General features: G+C 50.3%; 17 protein-coding genes and 1 tRNA gene. 11 read left to right on the top strand and 7 right to left on the bottom strand.

Annotation, left to right across the window (positions count from 1 at the left end; genetic code table 11):
• Window positions 1-200: 200 nt before the first annotated feature.
• Together ACE3SE_RS11625 and ACE3SE_RS11630 are read right to left on the bottom strand one after the other, a co-directional pair.
• Entirely contained in the window at window positions 201-737 is a 537-nt protein-coding gene (locus tag ACE3SE_RS11625; protein ID WP_374555412.1) for a DUF4276 family protein, read from the bottom strand.
• Between the two features lie 38 nt (window positions 738-775).
• A complete protein-coding gene (locus ACE3SE_RS11630) occupies window positions 776-1,960 on the bottom strand; it encodes an AAA family ATPase (protein ID WP_374555414.1) in 1,185 nt (394 codons plus the stop codon).
• 586 nt (window positions 1,961-2,546) lie between these two features.
• Here ACE3SE_RS11630 and ACE3SE_RS11635 point away from each other — a divergent pair.
• Window positions 2,547-3,218 carry a recombinase family protein gene (locus ACE3SE_RS11635; RefSeq protein ID WP_374555416.1) on the top strand — a complete coding sequence of 224 codons (672 nt, stop codon included), beginning with the start codon at window positions 2,547-2,549 and terminating at the stop codon, window positions 3,216-3,218.
• 44 nt (window positions 3,219-3,262) lie between these two features.
• On the opposite strand, the gene ACE3SE_RS11640 is transcribed toward ACE3SE_RS11635, so the two are convergent.
• A complete protein-coding gene (locus ACE3SE_RS11640; RefSeq protein ID WP_374555418.1) occupies window positions 3,263-3,682 on the bottom strand; it encodes a hypothetical protein in 420 nt (139 codons plus the stop codon).
• Between the two features lie 537 nt (window positions 3,683-4,219).
• Here ACE3SE_RS11640 and ACE3SE_RS11645 point away from each other — a divergent pair.
• From ACE3SE_RS11645 to ACE3SE_RS11655, 3 genes are all read left to right on the top strand, one after another.
• On the top strand, window positions 4,220-4,444 hold the full coding sequence (locus tag ACE3SE_RS11645; RefSeq protein ID WP_374555420.1) for a hypothetical protein: 225 nt from the start codon (window positions 4,220-4,222) through the stop codon (window positions 4,442-4,444).
• Between the two features lie 428 nt (window positions 4,445-4,872).
• Window positions 4,873-5,349 (top strand): hypothetical protein, encoded by a 477-nt coding sequence (locus ACE3SE_RS11650; protein ID WP_374555422.1) that lies wholly within the window; start codon window positions 4,873-4,875, stop codon window positions 5,347-5,349.
• The gene (locus ACE3SE_RS11655; protein ID WP_374555424.1) at window positions 5,350-5,973 is read left to right on the top strand and encodes a hypothetical protein; all 624 of its coding nucleotides are present in this window, start codon (window positions 5,350-5,352) and stop codon (window positions 5,971-5,973) included.
• Here the strand turns inward: ACE3SE_RS11655 and ACE3SE_RS11660 are convergent.
• A complete protein-coding gene (locus ACE3SE_RS11660; RefSeq protein WP_374555426.1) occupies window positions 5,957-7,111 on the bottom strand; it encodes a tyrosine-type recombinase/integrase in 1,155 nt (384 codons plus the stop codon). The genes ACE3SE_RS11655 and ACE3SE_RS11660 overlap by 17 nt on opposite strands.
• A gap of 57 nt (window positions 7,112-7,168) precedes the next feature.
• Complete coding sequence (gene rlmD, locus ACE3SE_RS11665) at window positions 7,169-8,758, bottom strand: 23S rRNA (uracil(1939)-C(5))-methyltransferase RlmD (protein ID WP_374555428.1); 1,590 nt, start codon at window positions 8,756-8,758, stop codon at window positions 7,169-7,171.
• A 213-nt stretch (window positions 8,759-8,971) separates the two neighbouring features.
• On the opposite strand from rlmD, the gene ACE3SE_RS11670 reads away from it, so the two are divergent.
• The 4 genes from ACE3SE_RS11670 to ACE3SE_RS11685 all read left to right on the top strand — a co-directional run bounded on the left by ACE3SE_RS11670 (window position 8,972) and on the right by ACE3SE_RS11685 (window position 12,683).
• On the top strand, window positions 8,972-9,802 hold the full coding sequence (locus tag ACE3SE_RS11670; RefSeq protein ID WP_374555430.1) for a L,D-transpeptidase: 831 nt from the start codon (window positions 8,972-8,974) through the stop codon (window positions 9,800-9,802).
• A 126-nt stretch (window positions 9,803-9,928) separates the two neighbouring features.
• The gene (locus tag ACE3SE_RS11675; RefSeq protein ID WP_045847157.1) at window positions 9,929-10,516 is read left to right on the top strand and encodes an MFS transporter; all 588 of its coding nucleotides are present in this window, start codon (window positions 9,929-9,931) and stop codon (window positions 10,514-10,516) included.
• A 2-nt stretch (window positions 10,517-10,518) separates the two neighbouring features.
• Complete coding sequence (hslO, locus tag ACE3SE_RS11680) at window positions 10,519-11,397, top strand: Hsp33 family molecular chaperone HslO (RefSeq protein ID WP_374555432.1); 879 nt, start codon at window positions 10,519-10,521, stop codon at window positions 11,395-11,397.
• Window positions 11,398-11,591: 194 nt separating this feature from the next.
• Window positions 11,592-12,683, top strand: coding sequence for a polyamine ABC transporter substrate-binding protein (locus tag ACE3SE_RS11685; RefSeq protein WP_374555434.1), 1,092 nt, complete (start codon window positions 11,592-11,594; stop codon window positions 12,681-12,683).
• 71 nt (window positions 12,684-12,754) lie between these two features.
• Here the strand turns inward: ACE3SE_RS11685 and ACE3SE_RS11690 are convergent, their stop codons facing one another.
• A complete protein-coding gene (locus ACE3SE_RS11690; RefSeq protein ID WP_374555436.1) occupies window positions 12,755-13,834 on the bottom strand; it encodes a hypothetical protein in 1,080 nt (359 codons plus the stop codon).
• A gap of 123 nt (window positions 13,835-13,957) precedes the next feature.
• Here ACE3SE_RS11690 and ACE3SE_RS11695 point away from each other — a divergent pair, with 123 nt between their 5' ends.
• From ACE3SE_RS11695 to ACE3SE_RS11705, 3 genes are all read left to right on the top strand, one after another.
• Entirely contained in the window at window positions 13,958-14,665 is a 708-nt protein-coding gene (locus tag ACE3SE_RS11695) for a GAF domain-containing protein (RefSeq protein WP_374555438.1), read from the top strand.
• An 83-nt stretch (window positions 14,666-14,748) separates the two neighbouring features.
• Window positions 14,749-15,372 carry a GTP cyclohydrolase II gene (ribA, locus tag ACE3SE_RS11700; protein WP_374555439.1) on the top strand — a complete coding sequence of 208 codons (624 nt, stop codon included), beginning with the start codon at window positions 14,749-14,751 and terminating at the stop codon, window positions 15,370-15,372.
• Window positions 15,373-15,547: 175 nt separating this feature from the next.
• A complete protein-coding gene (locus ACE3SE_RS11705; protein WP_374555441.1) occupies window positions 15,548-16,210 on the top strand; it encodes a hypothetical protein in 663 nt (220 codons plus the stop codon).
• A 46-nt stretch (window positions 16,211-16,256) separates the two neighbouring features.
• On the opposite strand, the gene ACE3SE_RS11710 is transcribed toward ACE3SE_RS11705, so the two are convergent.
• Window positions 16,257-16,332: transfer RNA gene (locus ACE3SE_RS11710), tRNA-Ala, on the bottom strand.
• Between the last annotated feature and the right edge of the window lies 1 nt (window position 16,333).

Genomic DNA, 16,333 nt, shown 5'->3' on the forward strand with positions numbered 1-16,333 from the left:
GTGCTGCCAGGGGTTGAAATGGTGTATTTTCAATATTATCACATCTTAGGTAATGCACTAAATTGATGTTAGCATTGAATAGAAAGAACATCTGGTTAGTTCTGCCACTTATAGACTAAGAAAAGTAGGCTTGCTTACGTCTTGAGTATACCGTTTTCGCAAGCCTCCAAATCTTGATGAAATTTAGAATTATTAAATATTCAATAACCCATTTCTGTGGCTACCCTGGTTAAACCAGAAATAAAAAAATTAAAACTGGTAGACCTATTTCCCTGCATGTTAAGTGTTTCTGCCATTAATCTAGCACCACTTACCTTTTGGAAAGATTTAATTAGGCGAGTAAGTTCGGATGATGGTTTAACCCATTCGTCTGGATTAATAAATCTCTTTCGATTTACTGGTGAGTTAAGTTTTGGATCTGTAAATGCAGCTGAAAGTGCAGCTAAATCTCCAATGTACCAACTTTCTAATTCTTGGCAAACTAATCTTATTAAAGTATCTTCTCTTCTACAGTCCTTGCAAATTTTAATATACCTCTTTTTTAGATCGATGCAGTTTGCTCCATCTGTATCTCGTAGTATTATAAATCTGTCATTCGGTACATTCCATGCTTTTAGTTTTTGAGGAATGCTTGTGTCTAGATCACTTTTCCCTTCGTGTTTAACACAAAGAAAGTGCTCTCCGCTTTTCATTTTTGGGAAAAATCGAGGTATCAGGACTTCGAGTAATTCCTTCATTGAAGGCTCTTCTAGTAAAAAAATTATGCGCCCTTGCATTAATTCAGTCCTTCAAATAATCCTTGCTTCCAAAGGTAGCCAGGCAAATCTCCCTCATTGTTAAGTGAGGTAAGAGTTTCTGAATCGCTTGCTTTTGTTATTTTTGTAAAGCCATTTTCTTTACGAAGGCAATATATTTCAGATAGTAATAGTGCATTTAAAAAATCAGGGGAGTGTGAGGAAATAAATACTTGACCGCCTCTGGTTGCATAGTCCCTAAATTCTTCGGCCAATTCTGGTAGCAATTCTGGATACAGTTGATTTTCAGGTTCTTCAACCGCTAGCATAGGATATGGATTAGGATCGTTAAGTAATATCAGATAAGCAAACATTTTTATTGTTCCATCTGATACATGTCTAGCAATGAATGGGTCCTTGAAGCTGCCATCTTGAAAGCGCAAAACTAGTCTGCCATCCTCGGTTTGTTTGGGTTCAACAACCGAAACTCCAGGGACACGCTTTTTCATGGATTTGATAATTCTTTTAAATATTTTTGAATGATTTTCAAAGATATAATTTGCAACTAATGGTAAATTTTCACCGCGGGAAGATAAATGTTCTGCATATCCTTCTTCTTGACTAGGGCGAGCCTCTGTGACGTGAAAGTCTGAAATGTGCCAATTTTCAATCATCAGACGAAATGCGCTGGCAGCTTTGAATTTTTCAAATTGGCCAAGTCCTTTAACTGCTAGGATGTCTGGTGCATCAAGCTCACTATATTCTTTATTCAGTGCTTCATCAGGTTTTGAGAAATCTTCTTCGTTTGTTATTGCATATCCTTTCCCATTGGAAAAGTCTAAGAAATGAAATGGCGCGCCGTATGATCCGCGCTTATATCTTAATACTTCTCGTTCAATAATAGGCTTTCCATTTGTTCCTAATGAAATTCTTAATAAATAAGTAACAAGTCGTTCTTTTCCGGTAATTTCTAGCCGGAACTGCATTGTAATTTCAATAGGTTCCGTAGAATGTCCTCGGCTTGAAAGTTCTTTATATCCACCACGTTTGGATATTGCCTTGCCGACATTCATGCTTAGAGAGTCTTTTAAAAAGGAAAATACATCAAATAGAGTGGATTTTCCAGTTCCATTTGCTCCAACAAGTACGCATAATTTTGGTATTCTTTCAAGTTTAGTGTCACGAAATAAGCGATAGTTTTTAATTTGAATTGATTCAATTTGCATGTTGAGTTCCAATTCTGTGAGTTTAGGTTTATAATAATGAGAAATAAAATTTATCTAGAGAGTTGTATTTTTGAATAATTTAAATTACCTTGTGATTAATTACTTCATAATTTTTCATGATACATATGATGATATCTTATTCGTGCTACGTCAAACCATCGGGTATGGCCATCTGTTAAAGACCCTATAACTGAAGAACATTGTGTTCATTTTTCCATGGCAAGACGCTGGATGCGTGTGTTGTCCTGGATTCGAAGTTGCCACGGGTGTGTTCTTCATTGTAATATTTAATTAAAATTATAGCTAATATAGATTTTAGGTATGGCATTGTTCGTCTAGAGCATTGCCTGGATGCGCTTTGTGTAGCACCTTCATTGCGTCGTTCTTCTGGTCAATATAGTGAGATGGTACAACCCTATCTAATTTGTATATCTGGATTGCGTCTCATCGAACTAACAACACCACGATATAGTGCGGCTATGTAGTTGAGATATGTGCGGTTGGAATATTTGTTAGTATATAATATTTATATATAATGACTACATATTAAATGAACAACTAGTAATGTAGTCACCGGGAGTCATCTATGCCGTCAGGTAAGTTCATCGCGTACTACCGGGTATCCACCGCGAAGCAAGGTGAGAGTGGGCTTGGGCTAGAGGCACAGGAGAGTTCTGTACTCTCGTATCTAAACGGTGGAGAGTGGGAACTCCTGGACTCGTTCCACGAGGTTGAAACTGGAAAGGGTAGCAATGCCCTGGACAGACGCCCTCAGCTAAAGGCTGCGTTACACGCATGCAAGAAACACGGGGCAACACTGATCATCGCTAAACTTGATCGACTAGCGAGAAACGTACACTTTGTCTCTGGACTACTAGAGGCCGGGGTAGAGTTCGTCGCTGCTGATATGCCACACGCAAACAAAGTCATGATTCAGATGCATGCTGTTATGTCTGAATGGGAGCGTGATCAGATCAGTACACGAACCAAAGCTGCTCTTGCTGCGGCTAAGGCTAGGGGAGTAGTACTTGGCAAGGCTGGTTTTACAAATTTAAAACCAAATATAGAACAACGCCAGCAGGAAGCTAAAGAGTTTGCAGAAAAACTACGCAGTGTTTTTGTAGGTATGAAAATGCGTGGTATTTCACAGAGAAGAATGGTTGAGGAACTAAATGAACTTGATATTAAAGCAAGCCGTGGTGGGCGCTGGACACTAATACAAGTACAACGGATATTAAAATTGATATCAAAGCAGTAAATTAAAAAAAACGACACACACTTAACATGTGGTCGTTTTTATTCTTAATTAATCTCTATGATACTAAATTCGGGAGATGTAAAAATACCATAGATTGGTATAAATGCCTTACCTATCCCGGATATGTCAAGTTTTAGCATTATTGGCCCATCGCGCACTTCAACCATTTTGTGCGCTATGTCTTGCTTGTGCCCTATGCATGAGCCTTTCTTCTCTATATCCCATCTGACAAAGTGTCTTCCCGGTTGAACTGGTATGGAAATTGTTTCATATGGTCCAACATCAGCAGCATATGTCCCATCAATTAAAATAGTTCCAAAGCATGCCGATGCTTGATTTGTTCCAGTTATTACAATTGCGGGTTCATTCGGTTTTATATTCGGTGCCTGATAGTTCGGATTCGTTGCTGCACAGCCAGTAAGAACACTTACTGCAAGAAATGATACATATAGACTTTTTTTCATCGAGATACTTTCTAGTATGAATCCATCATTTTTGCATAATTAATTTGTGGTTTCAATATCACAACTATACTGATAGATAAATTCATTGGTATTGAAATGTTGATTGAATTTGCAAATTAAAAGTTCTTAGTTTTTTCTGTTAAGCCAAGTGAAAAAGTCAGATAAGTTTAGTAGTGCTATTTAAGAATATTCTTGTTTTCGATGTTTTGTTGTAGAGGGAAAGATCATTCTTTACATTAATTTGATTTGTAGTGTTCAATGTGAAATGATATAGAATAAGACAGAGTCAATATTTAGATAGTTTTATTTGATGTATTAATATCAATCTGTATATATGTGCAGACTGCTCAGTTGATTTGTTAACACGTAATGCATATATATACATCATGACTCGTTTTTACATTGTCATATTAGTATGTAGCGATTAAATTATTCAGGAAAAAATATTAACTTTCATGTTGAAAACCTATTTGTGACATGCTTAAATGCCGCCGTCTCTGCAGAGGCTTCACTTATAAATTTCTAGGAAAGTCTGATATGGAATTCGACCCTGATGATAAAGCTAGGATGCGTAGCTATTTTGCACGGGAAGCTGCTAATGCACGGCATAGCAAGAGTAATGGTGCCAAGGAAAAGCGTGCCAAGATGATTGCGGCATGGAAGAGTGGTAAATACACCAGCAAGAATATCTGTGCTGAGCAAGAGTGTGCGGCTCTTGGTATGTCTTACCATGCAGCAAGACGTGCTCTATACAATGTCTAACCCTTTCGCATGAACTATCAGCAGTGCTGGCAAGATGTATACGATGCTAGTACTGCTGCTTCCTTCCTGTTTTCCATATTGATATTATCTTCTCCTGTCAGCCGCACAGGTATATGTAATCTATATATACCTTTCTACGTGCTGCCCTTCTTGATATTTTAGTTTTTCAAAGAAACTAGTCTTGGGTATCTTGGCTACTGCTAAGTGATGCTTGAGTGTATTAGTTGCAACTAAGTTAATAAATAAAATAGAAATATCGTGTGAAAACCACTTTTGCTAAGCAGGATGATTTATCCACTGGTTGGATGTATTTCGCAATTTTTAGAAATTGGCATTTCTCTTAGGTGGCCGTAATTCATTTTTATATTACAACGCTGGAGCAGAAGAATTAGCCTACAAATTTTTTGATGTCAAACGGATTTTGGATAGTGGCAAAAGATACCGGTGAGAGTCTGTTTTTTTCTCATTCAGGTGCATTGCCCTGTAAAAACATATATTTTGAAAGCTTTGATGAACTTAGCTATCCACTTGTAAAAGCTGTTGGTACTCCTTCAACTCATACTCCACCAGAAGTGCTTGTGACAAATAGGGGGCGGCCTGGAGTCGAGAGGAGTAATCAATTTTGCTATAACCTATTAAATAAATATCCATCATTGGAATCGGTCGCATTTAATTATCCATTCATCGATGATATTGTGGAGGGGGTCTGTGCCTTAGATTGGGGTGGTGTCCGTGGATTAGTTCCATGGAAATTATTCTTATTGATTTCTACTATGCCAGTTATAACCTCTCATGAGGTTAGGGTGAGAACGTGGATGTCTGAGCGACATTCCAGAAGACTTGCTGAGGCGCTAAGGCTCTGTGCTGAAGCAATTGAATCTGAGTTTAGAAAGAGGGTCACGTAAGTGAATAATGAAAAAATGCCATTAATTGTTGGTGCGTGGTATAAAAATAAATATGAAAATTTTGCAAAACTCATTGCGGTTTGGGATGATTGTTTGGCACTGGTTTGTTTTGAAAGTATGGAATTTGGATTAGACTGTTTTGGATTGCTTCCCATGTCTAATCTTGCAGAGGAGAAGTTTTCTTCACCATATGATAAAACAGTACGTGGTACTGCTTTTCTTGGGGCGGGTCCATATAGTCCTTCAGTGCATAGTGATGCGTATAGGCGTTGGAGTGCTATGATTGATCGTGTTGTTAATGCGAACTTCGATCATAAGCCATGTTATATGGGAGTTGGAATTTCTAATGAATTTCTGGACTTTCAAAAATTTGCAAAATGGTTCTATGATCAGCTAGGGCATGATAAAGATAAGTATCAACTTGATAAAGATCTACTGTCTAGTCCTGGTTTGGTAATGTATTCTCCTGAAACATGTTGTTTTTTGCCTGCGCGGATTAATAGTGCTTTGCCTAGGTTTGTTAACAAGGAACAGTATCAGGATTTTGTTTCGGCACTTGCTGAAAAATATAAAGATGAAATATCAGAAAAGGCATTTTCGGCTTTGCTCAATTATTATCAATAGTTTGTAAATTAGATATGTAGTCATTAATTCGTTGTATTGGCTCTGCTAGGTCATCTGTTGTGAGTCTTACGTAGTGAAGTTGGGTTACGTCTGCATTTGCATGGTGATTTAGTAGGGCCCTAATTTGGTATGAGTTTAAGTTAATTTTTGCTGCGATGGATGCAAATGTCCTTCGTAATGTATGTGTTGTGAAATTAATGGATAAATCATTTGATATAGAGGAGCACCAATTTTTAGCATGTGCTGAAAATAATTTGGCATTTTTTGCTTTGCCAACGCATAAATACTTCAGTATGGAATTGAGTTGGCTTGTTATTGGTAGTGAGTGACTTCGTCCATTCTTTGTTTCACGTATTTGAATTTTTTTATGTTCAAAGTCAATATTTAAGGGTGTGAGATTTAGTATTTCTGACAGCCTCAGCCCAGTAAGTAAGCCTAGTTGAATAAATTTATATTTTTCGTTGTTTGATCTTTGAGCCTCATCCCAAATTGTTTTGATTTCACTGTCAATTAATACGTCATCCTTAGCCCGTGTGCGTTGTTTCTCACCTGATGCCGTAAGTGCAGTGAACACATCCGGCAGTTCAACTTCCTGCGTAGCACCCCACCATCGCCAGATTGCTTTTAGCAATGTAACTGCTGAATTTGCCTTCGCTACCGAAATCTTGTTTTTCAACCCTGCATATAACTTACGCACAAGCTGTGACGTAAACCCTGTAAGGGGTTTTGCTGTGTGCTCAGAAAGGTACAGCCGAAGTGTTTTGCTGTAGGTAGCTACTGAAGCTGGCCTGAGCTGTTTGGCCTTGATGTACTGGTCGTACACCTCTTGCAATGTAGGGGAGGGGATGGGCTGATTAACGGCCCTGGAAGGGGTATTGCCGCTGTCTACCGTGTAGGTATCACGGTTGTGCTGTAGCCAGTGTATACAGCGTGCTCTGGCCATTTCTGCGTTCACTACAGGCCATGTACCTAGTTTGATGCTTACCCGTTCGCTGCGTACTGTGCTGCGGAAGTACCACACCTTAGCGCGCTTTCCTACGCGCAAAGTAAACCCCGGTATCCGCGTGTCCTTGAGTTCAACACGTGAATCCGGGGTCTTGATTCTGGCTATATAGCTGTCGGTCAGGTGCGCCTGCATGGTTCGCTCCGGGGTGACAACCGGGGTCGAACGCTACAGGCAAACACCCAAAACAGCTTATTCCTTGCTGGAAACATCCTCACCAGCGGCAGCGGCATCTCGTGCCTGCTGCTGGGCAGCACTACGGGCGTCGTAGTAGTCCTTGTTGGCCAGATAGTGCTGACGGCGGGCTTCCTTAGCCGCGGCTTTTTCGGCCAGTTCCGCCTGTTTACGGGCTTCTGCCTCGGCTTCCTGCTGCTTGCGGGCCTGACGCTTGGCTTCGCGGATGGCTTCTTCCGCGGCTTCCATGTCAGCCACTTCCTTCAGGCTTTTGGCCGGGCCGGTTTTTTCAAACCAGGCAACGGACTCCACGTGGGCGGTGTGCGGGAACATGTTAATGATGCCTGCCGCCTTGAGGGTGTAGCCCTTGGTGTGGACCAGTACGCCAGCGTCGCGTGCCAGCGTGGCCGGGTTACAGGACACATAGACAATGCGCTGCGGCGCGGTGTCGTCGGTCATGGCCTTGAGTAGCTGGATGGCGCCGTCGCGTGGCGGGTCGACCAGCATCTTGTCGAATTTGCCCAGCGCGGCAAAGCTTTCCGGCGTGACTTCAAACAGGTTGGCCATTTCATAGCTCACCTTGTCCTGCAGGCCGTTGTGGGTGGCGTTTTCCACCGCACGCTTCACCAGTGCCTGGCTGCCTTCCATGCCATGCACGGTGGCACCGGAGCGGGCAATGGGCAGGGTGAAGTTGCCGATGCCGCAGAACATGTCGGCAATGCGCTCGCCCGGCTGCGGGTCGAGGAAGCCCAGCGCACGCGATACCATCACCGCGTTGATTTGCGGGTTCACCTGGGTGAATTCGGTGGGGTAGTACGGCATTTCCACGCTGTATTGCGGCAGGCTGTAGGTCAGGCGCGGTGCATCCAGCGGATAGATGGGGTAGCAGGTGTCCGGGCCGCCGGGTTGCAGCCAGATCTGTACCGGACGATCGGGCTGGCGATGGGTGTCGGCAAACTGTTGCAGCAGTTTTTCATCGGCGGAATTGATGGCATCCATATTGCGGAATACCAGAATGTCCACCTTGTCGCCCACCGCCACTTCCACTTGTGGCATGCGGCTGTTGATCGACAGTCTGGCGATCATCTCGCGCAGCGGCATGATCATGTCGGAGATGTTTTTCGGCAGAATATGGCATTCACGCATTTCTGCGATATAGCTGGAATGCTTTTCGTGGAAGCCCACCAGCACGCCGCCTTTCTTCGGCACCATGCGGGCCGACAGGCGTGCGCGGTGACGGTAATGCCAGGTGGGGCCGGCAATCGGGGTGAGAATGCGCTCAGCCTTAACCTTACCGATGAATTTGAGGTTGTCTTCCAGCACGCGCTGCTTGATGGCCACCTGGGCGGTGAATTCCACATGCTGCATCGAGCAGCCGCCACAGGTCCCGAAGTGCGGGCAACGCGGCGTGGTGCGCATGAAGCTTTCCTTCAGCACGCTGGTGGTGTCGGCGTTTTCGTACGTGGGTTTTTTGCGGTATGCGCTGTATATTACCTTTTCATAAGGTAATGCACCGTCGATGAAAATGGTCTTGCCGTCGACGTGGGCGACCCCGCGGCCTTCGTGGTCAAGGGATTCGACCAGAGCAATGGTCTGTTGCTGAGTCATTGTATTGATGTGGGAAATCAGGCGTAAAACCGGGATTTTCTCAAAATATGCGCTGCTGCGCAGGGGTTTTTGCCGGGGCGGGAATTTGCTGATTTCTGTTATCATGTTTTTCGTGAAAAACCATGGGTCTGGTGCGCAATGAAGTTGTCGCTTTCCTTTCTTGTTCCTGCTGCTGTCTGGGTGTCCTGCTCTGCGTCGATCATGGCTGCCAGCATGCCCGAACCTGATATCCAGCTGAGTCAGGCCGGTCAGCATCTGGTGGTGAATCTGCCGCAGGCTCGCCTGTTTTTTTATCAGGATGGCCAGTTGCAAAAGATTTACCCGGTGGCGGTCGGCAAGATGCTGACCCAGACCCCGATTGGCAGCTATGCCATTACCGGGGTGTACCGCGATCCCAGCTGGCATGTGCCCAAATCCATTCAGGAAGAGCAGAAGAACCAGGGCAAGCCGGTGCTCACCGTGGTGCCGCCGGGGCCGGATAATCCGCTTGGCCCGGTGTTCATCCGCTTTGGCGAGGCTCGCCTGGGGCTGGGTTTTCACGGTACCAATGCGCCGGCTTCCGTGCCCGGTTTTCGCAGCCATGGCTGCATCCGTCTGAAGAACCCGGATGCTCTTAGCCTGGCCGATGCCGTGCAAAAGGGCGCGGCGGTCACCATTGCCTATCAGACGGTATTGCTGAATCAGGACCCGGCCGGCGATTTGTGGCTCACCGCCTATAAAAACCATTACAAGCAGGATGACCCGTCCTTCCCCCATCTGGCTGACAGCCTGCTGGAGTGGCAGCGCACCCACGGCGTTGCCGTGGTGGGGCGTCGGGTAGACCAGGCCTTGAAAGAGCGCAGCGGCAAGCCGGTGTGCCTCACCTGCAAGCACCAGCCCGGTGTGCCGGGTGAACTGGCCGCCGTGCGCTGGCTATCCCTGCCGCCCAAGGAGGGCATGCCGGTGGAACAGCAGGCCGAGCCGCAGAATGTGACGAATCCGCAGTCCTATAATTCAGCCGGTAACAAGCTCAAGCCTGTGAAAAAGCCCGCCGTGGTGTTGTAAGCAGGGCTGGTCAGTCAGGGTTACAGGCCGACGCAAGTCGGCTTGTTGCCTGTTGCGGGGCAGGCTTGCATTTTTGCCATGCGGCCCTATATTAGCCCCTTCCCTTGCAAGCAGGCGCATCCGGCAATGACAACCATTGTGGCAGTAAGAAAAGGCGGGCAGATTGCCATTGCCGCCGACAGCCAGACCACCTTTGGTGACGACCAGAAACTACTGGCCAACTACGACTGTTTCCATAACAAGATTTTCCAGCATGGAGACAGCTATCTTGCCATTTCCGGTTCTGCCGCCCATGACCTGGTGCTGCAAGGTGCGCTGAAGGAACTGAAGAAAAAGGATTTCTCCAGCCGCAAAGGCATTTTCGATACCTTTCGCAAGCTGCATCCCAAATTGAAAGACGGGTTTTACCTGCGTCCGGAAGAGGACGAGGAAGACCCTTATGAATCCAGCCAGATGATGGTGGTGATTGCCAATCCCCACGGTATTTTCGGTGTTTACCCCATGCGCGAGATCTACCAGTTTTCGCGTTTCTGGGCGATAGGCTCGGGCCGCAAATTCGCCATGGGCGCGATGTTTGCCGCTTATGAGCAGGATTTGACCGCGCGTGAAATTGCCGAGCTGGGCGTACGTGCCGGTTGTGAATTCGACGTCAATTCCTGCTTGCCGATGACCGTCTATACCGTAGAAGTGGCAGAAGACACCGCCAAGGAATAAACATGAGCCAACACGATACTTTGCAACGATTCCTGTTTGATGGCGCACCGGTGCGCGGCGCACTGGTCCGTCTGGATGGCGCCTGGCAACAGGTGCTGGCCCGCCGTGCCTATCCCGCACCACTCAAGAACATTCTGGGCCAGATGATGGCAGCTGCGCAGCTGATGTCGGCCAATCTGAAATTTGACGGTGCCCTCATCCTGCAATTGCATGGCAGCGGCCCGCTGCGCCTGGCTGTGGTGGAGTGCAACCATGACCGCACGGTGCGCGCTACTGCCAAGTGGGATGGCGACCTGCCCGAAGCTCCCATTCTGGATTTGCTGGGTGGTGCCGGACAGTTTGTCATCACGCTCGAACCCAAGCTGGACAAGTCGCAAACCTGGCAAGGCATTGTAGCGCTGGAAGGCGACAGCATCGGCCAGATGCTGGAAAACTACATGCTGCGTTCCGAGCAGCTGGATACCCGCCTGGTACTGGCCAGCAATGACAGCACCGCAGCCGGCATGCTGCTGCAACGCCTGCCCGACGGCCATGGCGAGCCGGAAGGCTGGGACCGCGTCCGCATTCTGGGTGGCACACTGCAAGCCGACGAGTTGCTGACCCTGTCGGCAGCCGACATCCTGCACCGCCTGTTCCATGAAGAAACCGTGCGGGTGTTCGAACCCGAAGCCGTCAGCTTTTCCTGCAATTGCAGCCGCGAGCGCGTGGGCAATATGCTGAAGATGCTGGGCGGTCAGGAGGTGGGTGAGGTGCTGGTGGAGCAGGGCAGTGTGGAAATTGTCTGCGACTACTGCAACCAGCACTATGTGTTTGATGAAGAGGACGCCAACGAGCTGTTCGATTACGACCTGGTTGCCGCCGTGCGCGAAGCGCGGCATTGAGTTGAGCACAGACCGACTACACTTGCCTGTACGCGTGAAAGCCGCCATATTTGGCGGCTTTTTGCATTCTGCATGGCATTTTCCACAAGCAGCGGATGAAGGCTGTTTAAGGAAATGGTAGATTTGATCACAAATGTACTGATATGCTAAACAGGCATGATGCAACAAACCTGTACCGAAGGAGTTGGGAAACAATGAAAAAAATGATTATCGGTGGCCTGCTGGCCGCCACTGCACTGGCAGCTCAGGCCGGCGCACCGGTCGTAAACATCTATAACTGGTCTGACTACATTGCACCGACCACCGTACCGGATTTCAGCAAGAAAACCGGCATCAAGGTGCGTTACGACGTTTACGACAGTATGGAAACCCTGAATGCCAAGCTGGTGACCGGTCACTCCGGCTACGACATCACCGTACCGTCCAACAATGTGCTGGAAGTAGGCATCAAGGGTGGTCTGTTCCAGCCGCTGGACAAGAGCAAGATCCCCAATTACAAGAACCTGGACCCGGCCCTGCTCAAGCTGATGGAAGCATCCGACCCGGGCAACAAGTTTGCCGTACCTTACTTCTGGGGTGTGATTACCCTGGGTATCAACGAAGACAAGGTGAAGAAGGCCCTGGGTGGCAAGCTGCCGGCCAATGAATGGGACCTGCTGTTCAAGCCGGAATATGCTTCCAAGCTGAAATCCTGCGGCGTGAGCATTCTGGATTCCGCCTCTGACGTACTGCCCAAGGTGCTGCATTACTACGGCAAACAGCCGGGCAGCAACAACGAGGCTGATTACAAGGCCGTTGCCCCGCAACTGGCGGCCATTCGCAGCAGTATCACCCAGTTCTCTTCCTCCGGCTACATCAATGACATCGCCAACGGCGACGTCTGCCTGGCCATGGGTTACGGTGGCGACCTGAACATCGCCAAGCGTCGTGCCGAAGAAGCCAAGCGTGGCGTCAACATCAAGGTGCTGATGCCGTCGACCGGTGTTGCCTTCTGGGTGGACAGCATGACCATTCCGAAGGATGCCGCCAATGTTGCCAACGCACTGGCCTTCATCAACTACACGCTGGACCCGCATGTTGCTGCAGCCAATGCCAACAAGGTGACCTATGCACCGGGTAGCCTGGCTGCACGTCCTTTCATCGACAAGAAGTATCTGGCTGACCGCAGCATTTTCCCGACGGCTGACGATGTGAAGAAGGGCTTCATCATGAAGTCGGTAGACCCGAAAACCCTGCGCATCTATTCCCGCCTGTGGCAGAACTTCAAGCTGGGCCGTGCCGGCTGAGCCTGATTGCCGTATCTGCAAGCCAAAGCCCCCGTTCGGGGGCTTTTTCTTTGGTCATCCAGCCGCAATCGCTAGAGCGTTTCCACCACATCCAGCGGGCAGCCGCGCGCCAGCCATTCCAGCCAGGCGTCCCCCAGGCGCTGGCTTTCGCTGCAGGCGGTGCGCCACTGCTGCTGCCGCAGCTTGTCCTGGCCGCGAAAGCGTTTGAAGTCGCTGCGGTCCGGCAGCTTGCCGCCTGGCAGTCGCGCCAGATAGTCGGCGGAAGGGCAAAGCAACAGGGTATTGCTGTGGTTGGACGGCTGGTGTTGACGCCAGGGCAGGAATTTGTCGAACCAGCCCGGCACGATGCGCGGGCCGAAATGCGGATACAGCGTGATGTCATCCTGACTGGCAAAGGGCAGGTCCAGGTGGTAATCCAGCAAGCCGCCATCCCGGTATACGCCAGCTGGCGCACCCGGCAGGCTTACCCCGTGCAATACCCCCGGGATGGCGACGCTGCCCATCAGCGCGGCAGCCAGATTATGTTCACCCAGCGCAAGCAAACGGGTGGGCAGGCCATCGTGCGGAACAAAATGCAGGCTGCTGCGGGCATCGTGGCAAATCACCCGGCTGAAACAGTGGCGCAGCAAGTTGCGGCCAAGGCCGTTGAGCGTGGCGCCAAAGGCCAGGCCGGGCAGTAGCAAGGCCGGTGCCTCATGCCTTAACAAACCGTGCGATGCCACCAGCAGCAACGACAAACGGTAATGCGGGTGGTGCAGGATGGCTTGCAGGCCGTCCGGGCCGAGGATGTCCTGCAGCATCTGCCGGGTTTGTGCGGTAATGCCGGCGATGTCGACATCGTCGGCATAGCATTCCGCGGTATAGCGTTCGGCCAGCCGGGCCAGCGCTTGTTGCGGCTTTGCCTGCATGGCACAGGCAAAGCGCCAGCTGCCGATGGATGCACCCACCAGCTCGCGCGGGCGCGGGCTGTCGGCCAGCCAGCCGAACACCGCCTGATCCAGCCCGCACAAGCCAATCGCCTTGGGGCCTCCGGCAGCACCGGGCAGGCTGCCAACCCGGTCGGCTGGCAGGCCGTGTTGTCGTAGCAGGGAGATGGTGCGGTGACCCGCGCGGATGCGCAGTGGAGAAAACGGAATATGGATGGCAGTCATGAGGCAGCGATGCAGGCAGAGGGAAGGGCGACTTTTGTTGGCAGTATTGGTATGCTAACGCGTTTTATCAGACAGCCTGGCCGTGTTTGGCTGTCTGTGTTCCAAGCAATGCCAGGAGTATTGATGATACCGACCCGCCAGCTGACCGACTACCTGCGTGAACAGGGCCTGAAGCTAGATCGAACCGAATTGCAAATTGCCGTCATGACCTTGCAGGCCGTGCTGGATGTGGAAAAACCCCCGGTGCAGCGCGATCTGTTCCGCTACCAGGTGCCCGAGCTGAGCGAAGACGGTGCCTGCTCGCTGGTGGAGGAGCTGGCTGATGAACCGTACGACCTGTCGGTATGGTTCGGCGGCGAAACCGAAGCTGCGCGTAGCTTGCTGACCAATTTCAATGCACTGGTCGATTCGGTCAACCAGAAGATCGGTGCAGACTGGCTGGGCATTTATCGCCGCGCCGGTGAGGGCAAGGATGCCCGTCTGGTAAAGCTGGCCTATCAGGGCCTGCCCAGCCGGGCTGAATTCCCGCTGACCGAAGAATTTGCCGCAGGCAGCAATAACAGCCGCGTTGGCCTGACCGGCTGGGGCGTGCTGATTGACGATGTCGCCGCCTGGCGCGCCGAAGGTGGCGGCTACTACGAATGCGACCCCAAGGTGAAGAGTGAAGTCTGCCTGCCCATCGTGGATGAACACGACCGGGTATTGGGTATTCTGGATGCCGAATCCAGTCAGCTGGGCTACTTTGATGCCAGCCGTCAGGTATGGCTGGCAGCATTGGCCATCTTGCTGGCCGCACCGTTTGCTGCCATGCCGCCGCTTGAAAAGGCGTAAATTGCCCTCAGTTACGGAATATTCCCCACCACATGGCTTCGCGTAGCAAGCGCGAAGTTTCCTGAACAGATTCCGGAGCAAGCATGGCCGCGCAATACCCCAACCCGCAGATTGAACCCGTCGTTGATTACGTGGCCAGTTGCAAGCTGCCTACGCCGTTCGGGGTGTTCACCATGCATGGCTTTGAGGAGCAGGACAGCCGGCGCGAACATGTGGTGCTCACCATGGGCGACGTGGCCGATGGTGAGCCGGTGCTGGCACGCCTGCATTCGGAATGCCTGACCGGTGACGCACTGTTCTCCTTGCGTTGCGATTGCGGTTTCCAGCTGGAAGCTGCGCTGGAAGCCATTGCAAAGGAAGGCCGTGGTGCCTTGCTCTATTTGCGGCAAGAAGGTCGTGGTATCGGTCTGATCAACAAGATCCGCGCCTACAAATTGCAGGATGGCGGGGCGGACACGGTGGAAGCCAACGAGCAACTGGGCTTCCCGGCGGACATGCGTGACTTCCGCGTGGCGCGCCACATGCTGGATGCGCTGAATATCAACAGCGTGCGGGTGATGACCAACAACCCGCGCAAGCTGGAAACCCTCAAGACCGCCGGTATCGACGTGGTGGAGCGGGTGCCGTTGATGGTGGGGCGCAACCCGCATAACGATCGTTACCTGGATACCAAGGCCGCCAAGCTGGGCCACATGCTGTTTTCCTGATCATTCCGTTTTTGTCGCACTTCCCGATGCCAGCGCCATGCGCTGGCATTTTTCATGCTGCTTACGCTGTTTGCTGCTCAACGATTCAAGTATTCTCGATACTGGTCGATAGATTTAAAATAAAACAAACAATTATTGAAAATGTGGTGGGCAGTCCGCTGAGTGAGGCATCGCGATGAAAATCACCGCCAAGCAGAATGTCTGGTTCAACACCATGGCTGAACCACAGGCCCGGCGTGGCAAACTGCCACGGCGCATGCCAGACCGGGATGGCGTAGAGGAAAGCGTGGCCCTGGCAGAGTTTCTGGACTGGGTGGCCATGCTGGATGATCTGGCACGACGTGCCGGTAGCGGACGGGATGAAGATGCGCGCCAGCTGGCCCTGGCCAAGCTGCGTTTTCTGTTGCGGCGCGTCCAGCATTTGCGCGAACAGATGATGCAGGGTGGCCGAGGACAGGCCAGGAGCGGGCTGGAACGCCTGGTGCGTCTGGTTGAGGAATGGGGACAGGTGCTGCAGGAGTTGACCGGGCGACAGCCCGTTGTGGTGGATGACTGGCCCTTGCCTTATCGCTTGTACAGCAGGCAGGCCGGGGAACTGCCATCGCCAGCATTTGCGCCGCGGGTAGCGGAGCGGCGGCGACGGCAACGGCCTGGTGACAATGTCTTGCTGCCACAAGAACAAGAAGCCGCCGTGCTGGTATTGCACGGTATCCGCTTTGTGCTGGCGCTGGTGGGTGAGGGCTTTGGCATGGCGCAGCACCCGCTGCTGTTGCAGGTACAGGCAAGGCTGGCACAGCTGGTGCCGTTGCTGGGGCCGCCGGGGACGGCAGCCATTTGACGCAGGCAAAGAAAAAGCCGGAATCGTGTGATTCCGGCTTTTGTGTTGGTGGAGATAAGCGGGATCGAACCGCTGACCTCTTGCATGCCATGCAAGCGCTCTCCCAGCTGAGCTATACCCCCG

The sequence above is a fragment of the Aquitalea pelogenes genome, from assembly GCF_041914625.1.
GTDB classification, from domain to species: domain Bacteria; phylum Pseudomonadota; class Gammaproteobacteria; order Burkholderiales; family Chromobacteriaceae; genus Aquitalea; species Aquitalea pelogenes.